Annotated in this window: 7 protein-coding genes and 1 pseudogene; 5 read left to right on the top strand and 3 right to left on the bottom strand. The window is 58.1% G+C overall.

What is annotated here, in order from left to right:
- Nucleotides 1–300: 300 nt before the first annotated feature.
- Both DLM46_RS34450 and DLM46_RS34445 read right to left on the bottom strand, forming a co-directional pair.
- On the bottom strand, nt 301–570 hold the full coding sequence (locus DLM46_RS34450; protein ID WP_115108563.1) for a DUF1488 family protein: 270 nt from the start codon (nt 568–570) through the stop codon (nt 301–303).
- A 444-nt stretch (nt 571–1,014) separates the two neighbouring features.
- On the bottom strand, nt 1,015–1,260 hold the full coding sequence (locus DLM46_RS34445; protein ID WP_244306483.1) for a DUF1488 family protein: 246 nt from the start codon (nt 1,258–1,260) through the stop codon (nt 1,015–1,017).
- Nucleotides 1,261–1,998: 738 nt separating this feature from the next.
- On the opposite strand from DLM46_RS34445, the gene DLM46_RS34440 reads away from it, so the two are divergent.
- The 3 genes from DLM46_RS34440 to DLM46_RS39715 all read left to right on the top strand — a co-directional run bounded on the left by DLM46_RS34440 (nt 1,999) and on the right by DLM46_RS39715 (nt 2,922).
- Nucleotides 1,999–2,184 carry a hypothetical protein gene (locus DLM46_RS34440; RefSeq protein WP_115108558.1) on the top strand — a complete coding sequence of 62 codons (186 nt, stop codon included), beginning with the start codon at nt 1,999–2,001 and terminating at the stop codon, nt 2,182–2,184.
- Between the two features lie 70 nt (nt 2,185–2,254).
- The gene (locus DLM46_RS34435) at nt 2,255–2,689 is read left to right on the top strand and encodes a universal stress protein (protein ID WP_115108556.1); all 435 of its coding nucleotides are present in this window, start codon (nt 2,255–2,257) and stop codon (nt 2,687–2,689) included.
- Nucleotides 2,690–2,745: 56 nt separating this feature from the next.
- Nucleotides 2,746–2,922: a hypothetical protein gene (locus DLM46_RS39715; protein WP_165848121.1), complete on the top strand. Its 177-nt coding sequence runs from the start codon at nt 2,746–2,748 to the stop codon at nt 2,920–2,922.
- Between the two features lie 577 nt (nt 2,923–3,499).
- Here the strand turns inward: DLM46_RS39715 and DLM46_RS34425 are convergent.
- Nucleotides 3,500–3,817 (bottom strand): DUF1840 domain-containing protein, encoded by a 318-nt coding sequence (locus DLM46_RS34425; protein ID WP_115108552.1) that lies wholly within the window; start codon nt 3,815–3,817, stop codon nt 3,500–3,502.
- A 542-nt stretch (nt 3,818–4,359) separates the two neighbouring features.
- Between DLM46_RS34425 and DLM46_RS34420 the strand changes: the two are divergent.
- Together DLM46_RS34420 and DLM46_RS34415 are read left to right on the top strand one after the other, a co-directional pair.
- A pseudogene (locus tag DLM46_RS34420) lies at nt 4,360–5,524 on the top strand (HPP family protein).
- A gap of 89 nt (nt 5,525–5,613) precedes the next feature.
- Nucleotides 5,614–6,027, top strand: coding sequence for a MarR family winged helix-turn-helix transcriptional regulator (locus tag DLM46_RS34415; protein WP_115108550.1), 414 nt, complete (start codon nt 5,614–5,616; stop codon nt 6,025–6,027).
- Nucleotide 6,028 lies beyond the last annotated feature (1 nt).

Here is a 6,028-nt window from a genome sequence, read left to right as displayed (position 1 = left end):
AAGGGACGAGGCAGCAAACTGCACTGCCATCGTCCCACCCGAGGGGACACACGCCATGAACGGTGTCGAAGACGCCGCCGCCAGCCGACCACCTGCTACCGCGTCAGCGGTTTCGTTCAACTGATGTTATTGCCACCCCGACCAACCGATTCACCGCCACCAGCTCCGCGACGACACTAAGACATCCTCTCCATTTTGAAATATTGCATAAAAGAAATGATCAACATTTGCACGATCGTGCTTTTTTAGGTTTTTATCAGATGCACATCCACGCGACACTCGTCGTCAGTCAACGGTCGGTTACCGGGTCAGAAAGTCGTTGACGGTCAGCCACAGCGGCTCGTCCGGTCGCGCTAGTAACTTTCTTTGTGCGACCGCGACGATGCGGTTGCGGCCGTTTTCAAATGTCTTGAGTGTGCGTGCCGCGTCGGCGTCGGGCGGTAGCCAGAAGTGTTCTTCGAGTGCATCACGCGCAACCGCGCCTTCGACGTCGCGGCCGCGGGCCGACAGCATGAAAACCACGGCGCGTCCGTCCGGCGAGACGGCGGCCACGCGATCAAGAACTTCCATGACACACCTCGACGATGTCATTCGCGGTCTTTGTATTTGTACTGCGCCCCGCAGCGATAAATTTACCAGAAGTCACAAGCCCATCGATCACCAACGACGTAACGATCCGGCGCGCGCCCGCCGCCCGTGGTTGCCTATCAACATAAGGCATTACCTAGATCTTCATCGCCCTGGGCCCCCTGGTTGCCAAGCGGGTTTTTGTTCTCGGGCATGGGCGTTTGAAACCAACAATAGACAAGTGAGCCGCAACCAACAGCGTACGTTTTGAACTAAAAAGTTCACGAGAAGTGATCACTTTAATTATGTCAATTTGATAGGATAACGAATAATATTTCCTCGGTGTTAGCCGGCACAATCTTGTTCCTGTAATTTCGGGCACGGCTGGTCGCGATTGAAATCAGGTCAATACCGTCACGACTTGCCTGCGCACGAGGCGCCGCCAGCCTAACATCTGGCGGTGAAGTCATTACTCGCGAGTCGAATCAGAGGGCCCGGCCGAGTCCGCATTCTTCGCTCCGCGACCGCGACGATACGATCTCGACCGTCGGCGAACACTTTGAGCATCCGACTCGCATCGGCGCGTGGTGACAGCCAGAAATGGACTTCAAGTGTCTCGCGCGTGATTACACACTGAGTGAATCCAATCGCTTGGGACAGCCGAAAATTGATTCTGCTTTCGTCGGCCGACACGCTCGGGGCGAAATCCGGCACGTTCGTCCATGCTACACCTCGTAAATTCGTCGGCAAACTTTAGCCTGCCGACCGCTCATCTCCAAATTTATCAGATGAGGCTCTTAGCTAACGGCGATTGACCGGACCGCGATTGCGGGCGAATTCCATGACGAGCCCCGGACCTTATAGACGTGGTTTCGACGTTTGCGGTTTATGCGGAGATTGTTGACGGTTAGTTGCATTAGGTTGGGAATGGGTTCCTTCCGACGGTGAGGTTTTTCGGGAGACAAAATTCAATGGCTGGCAGACGCGGTTCAGTTAGAACATTAGTCTTAGCCCCTAAAAAGTGGTCACGCGACAGCGACTGTCACTTTGCTACTCGACCCGCCACGCCCACATCCAGCAGGCCAGCCGACGGCGATGTGAACAGAAGAGTCGCACGTCGCGTGTCGACCCAATCTGCTGTATGAGCACCACCACCCTATTACCGTAAGGCAGACGCTCAATGTTCGAGCCAAGCCGGTACAGACACAGCTGGCTCGGCCCCGCCGAACGGGTCCGAGGCTTTGATCGGTTAGTTACATATATCACTTTGTGATATATAATTAAATCGAATCTCCGACTACGGAAACGGATGTGGGTCGACGGTTCGACCGCAGCAAGGAAACCTGAATCCGCGACAGCGGTCGCATTGCCGCTGCAAAGCAGCTGCAGGAATTTCCGGGACGCCGGATCACGAAACGCAAAGGAGGTGCGATGGTCATTAACAACGACTTTGAAATCAGCTACCTGCTGATTGCATTTGCGCTGCTCGGCACGATCCTGGTTGGCGACCTGTTCAGCATGCTGCAGTTGCAACGCTGGCATCCGAAGCTGCTGGGTGCGGCTGTAGGCGCGTTACTGGGCTTCGTGCTGATCGAGGCTGTGCCGATGTTCACCTGAACAATTTCGCGGCGAACCGATTCGATCGCTCGGATGGATAGCACCGCGAAAGTTGGCAAAGGAATCCACCATGGCCCCGTTCAACCGGATCCTTCTCTGCTACGACGCCACACCGGAAGGGCGGCTCGCGCTGCGCTTCGGTGCGGCCCTCGCGCAGCAGCTGCAAGCTGAAACCCATTTGCTCTCGATTTTCGACTACACCTACTGGTCAAGCGGGTTCGACGTTCTTTCGTCGATGAAATTCGAGGCCGATGAGCAGGCGGCACAAGAGACACTGCGCGAGGGAATTGACTGGCTGCGGGCATGGGGTGTTATCGCAACGGGACACTATTCGGTCGGAAATGCGATTGACCAGATTTCCCGCCTGGCGGATTCACTGAAGGTCGACCTGATCGTCATCGGGCATCATCCACATGGATTTTTTGCGCGCTGGTGGTCGGGCGAAAACCATGCATTGCTGCTCGACCGCGTATCTTGCGGCGTCCTGTTCAAGGTGGCCGCCTGACGGTCTTGCACGAATTCGAATCGTGGCGGCCAGGATCTCTTATTGGGCGCACGACCATGATGGAGGCGAAGATGATAATGGATCTTCTGGTACAGATTGTTGTTGCGGGCGCTGTGCTGGTGCTGGTGATTTTTTTCGTCGTTGCGCAGGCTCCGGGAGACAATCCTCGTGAACGGATTTTCCGGCATGCAACCGGCAGGCACTGGTGGAACCGCACGCGTCACGGACCTTAACGCTGCTGGCGGTATCGGTCCAGTGATGTCTCCTTCACCTTCTCAGATCCTGGCCGCCGATGCGACAATCGTAGGCGGCCGGGCGACGCTTCATCTGGATTGTTCGTCCCGTCGACGGATCGTCTACAGCGCGGGCCAGAGAAAGATCACATGCTGGTCGTCGCCAGTATGCTTATGACGCGTGTCTTCCGTGTGCCATCGTCTGCTGTCCGGGCAGCAGCCATTCGGCCACTTCACCAGCATGAAGGGTCCGCTCGATAGCATATCGAGCGTCGTACGGCCGTACGCGCTGACAACCCTCATCGGAATACCGGGGAAATACGGCGCAGTCGCTTCATTGGCTGACGCAGCTCCCCACGTCCTGACTGGCTCGCCGCCGTTCCGGCTGACGCACGATCTTGAGCCAACATCTTGTGGTTGGGCGCAGGGATGCGCGCCCGCCCACGCCGGCGCACAGATGCCGCACGCGGCGAGAACCGCCGCCAACAGGCGCGGTGCAATCCATTGTTTCATCCTGGCGTCCTTCAGCGAGCGGTGCGGCACGCAACCGGCATACACTCTCGCTGCAATGCGGCGTCTACAGCCCCCAGATAATGTCGGCATTCTGTTTGCTGGCCTCACGCATCATGTCGAGAAATGGCCAGGCCCGTTGCGAAAGTCCACTGCCGGATTCCTGACGGCGTTCGCGGGAATACTGTAGTGATTCGAGGGCAATCTCCGCTTTTTCATCGTCCGAAATCGCCGTTTCGAGACGGCTGATTGCGCGAGGCAGCTCGTCGTGGAGAATAACCCCACGCGTATCGAGCCGCTTGCCCACAAGACCCACCAGATACTGGGCGAGATCCCTGAGCATCACGACATCGGGTGTGGCGGGCGATTGAAATGTGATCAGCATGGTGGCTCCTTGCTTCGATCTGAATTGCGTCATCGCACCGGGAAGCCATTCGGACTCACTCCGGAGGACGAGTGCAACGCGTCTTTCGCACTGTTACGCAGCAAGACCCGGGCAACCGGTGATCGTCTCCTGTGACGACGGCCGCATGTGACGACGGCCGGGGCCTCCGCGATGACCGGCTTTGCGCATCGGAGAAGCACGGCATCCCCATGGGCGCGTGCGATCCGGGCAAATCATCCTTGTAGTTTCATCCGGACTGCTCCTGTTCAAGAACCAGTCACGAGAAGGCCTGTTTTCATTTTATATCATATTGTGATCTATTCAAGCTGAAAATGCCGTCAATCGGACCATTCCGCGCCAGACGCAGAACCAGTCTGATCCCGTGACCCGCCCTGCTCTATCGGATCGCGGCGACCCGAAACGCATTTTTATATCACAATAAAATATAATCATGACGATGCGTTCTTTCGTTTCGCGAGGATTTCACCGTAAGGTGTGGCCCCGTCCCATGTGATACCCCTCCTTACTTTCCTATTCGAATCTTGTCCCGCTACGCTCTTGTTCGCTGGTTTTCCAGCTTTGCCCCTCACCCCATTGCCGTCCGGTGGCCGGAACGCTTGAGATCGTGTCTCGGCGCATTGCTTGGGATTGCCTTCACCGGCGGTGACAATGCACGTCCTTCTCGGACCGGCAGCAAACATTCCGCTCCTCGTTGCGCCAATGGGCGCGTCGGCCGTGCTGCTGTTCGCGGTTCCTGCGAGTCCGCTTGCGCAACCGTGGTCCATCATCGGCGGCAATATCGTCTCCGCGACGGTCGGCGTTGCCTGTGCGAGTTGGATCGCCGATCCAGTGGGCGCCGCCGCATTGGCCGTTTCACTGGCGATCTGTGCGATGTTCGCGCTGCGGTGTGTTCACCCTCCGTCCGGCGCGGTCGCCCTGACCGCGGTCCTTGGCGGTCCGGCCGTGCACGCGCTGGGCTACCGCTTTGTAGCTGAACCGATTGCGATCCAGTCGGTGATGCTGCTGTGCGCGGCTATCCTCTATCACGCTGCTACCGGGCATCGATACCCGCACGTTGCGCAGAGTTCGGGCAATGGCGCGGCCGCATCGGCTGCGGCGTCGAATGAAGGTTTCACGCGCGCGGACCTCGAGGCGGTGCTGAACCGGCGCGGGGAATTGCTCGATATCGACACGGACGATCTGGAATCCCTGCTGCGCGACGTTCAGTTGCAGGCCTACGCCCGCACGTTCAATGAACTGACTTGCGCGGACATCATGTCGCGTTCGCTGGTCGCCGTGTCGGCAAACACGAGAGCTTCGGCCGCATGGAGTCTGCTTAAACAGCGCCATATCAAAGCGCTCCCGGTCACTGACGAGAGACAGCACGTAATCGGTATCGTGACCCGCGCCGACCTTGTCGACAAACGGGCGTTCAGCAGAGGGACCGGTTTGTCGTCCCCCGTGCAACGCTGGTTCCGGCGCAGCATCACTCCGGCGCCGCTTGTCGGTGCACTGATGAACGTCGACGTTCGCACGGTCGACGCGACGACGCCGATCGTCGAACTGGTGCCGGTGTTCGCGAACTACGGGCACCATCACATCCCGGTTCTGGACTCGAATCAGCGGCTTGCCGGAATGATCACACAGGCTGACCTCATCGCGGGACTCTATCGCCAGGCTTACGCGCAGCAGCGGCGCGCGGCCTAGCCGTTGTCACCCTTCGTCGGTGTTGAACACACGCTAAATATCATATTTAGATATACTTTTCGCCTCACCTATTTCTCCAAGGAACGCCGATGAAAACACTCACTCGCGGCTTGACCAAGACGGACTTCGAACAACTGTCGGAGTTTCGCTACCAGATGCGGCGCTTTGAGCGTTTTTCTGAGCAGGCCGCTCACGGTGAAGGCATTACACCATTGCAGTATCTGCTGCTCCTGCACATCAAGGGTTATCCGGAACGCGCCTGGGCAACCGTCGGCGAGCTTGCGGAACGGCTGCAGGCGCAGCATCACGGCGTGGTCGCGCTCGTGTCCCGCTGTGAGGCGCTCGATCTGGTCCGCAGAAAGGTCAGTGAGACGGACCGTCGCCAGGTCGAGGTTCATTTGTTGAAGGCCGGTGAGCAGGTGCTCGCCCGTCTCGCCGAGATGCACCGTGCCGAACTGAAGTCGCTCGAAGGCGCCTTTAGCGTCCCTCAGATTGATTTTTGAG

This window comes from Paraburkholderia lacunae (genome assembly GCF_003353175.1).
Lineage (GTDB): Bacteria > Pseudomonadota > Gammaproteobacteria > Burkholderiales > Burkholderiaceae > Paraburkholderia > Paraburkholderia lacunae.
This window is presented reverse-complemented; position numbering and strand designations above follow the sequence as displayed.

What these genes read in the sequence shown, in the direction of transcription:
- DLM46_RS34435 (WP_115108556.1), top strand. Translation starts at nt 2,255, where the DNA reads ATGGCCCCGTTCAACCGGATCCTTCTCTGCTACGACGCCACACCGGAA.
- DLM46_RS34425 (WP_115108552.1), bottom strand. Translation starts at nt 3,817, where the DNA reads ATGCTGATCACATTTCAATCGCCCGCCACACCCGATGTCGTGATGCTC.
- DLM46_RS34415 (WP_115108550.1), top strand. Translation starts at nt 5,614, where the DNA reads ATGAAAACACTCACTCGCGGCTTGACCAAGACGGACTTCGAACAACTG.
- DLM46_RS34440 (WP_115108558.1), top strand. Translation starts at nt 1,999, where the DNA reads ATGGTCATTAACAACGACTTTGAAATCAGCTACCTGCTGATTGCATTT.
- DLM46_RS34450 (WP_115108563.1), bottom strand. Translation starts at nt 570, where the DNA reads ATGGAAGTTCTTGATCGCGTGGCCGCCGTCTCGCCGGACGGACGCGCC.
- DLM46_RS39715 (WP_165848121.1), top strand. Translation starts at nt 2,746, where the DNA reads ATGATGGAGGCGAAGATGATAATGGATCTTCTGGTACAGATTGTTGTT.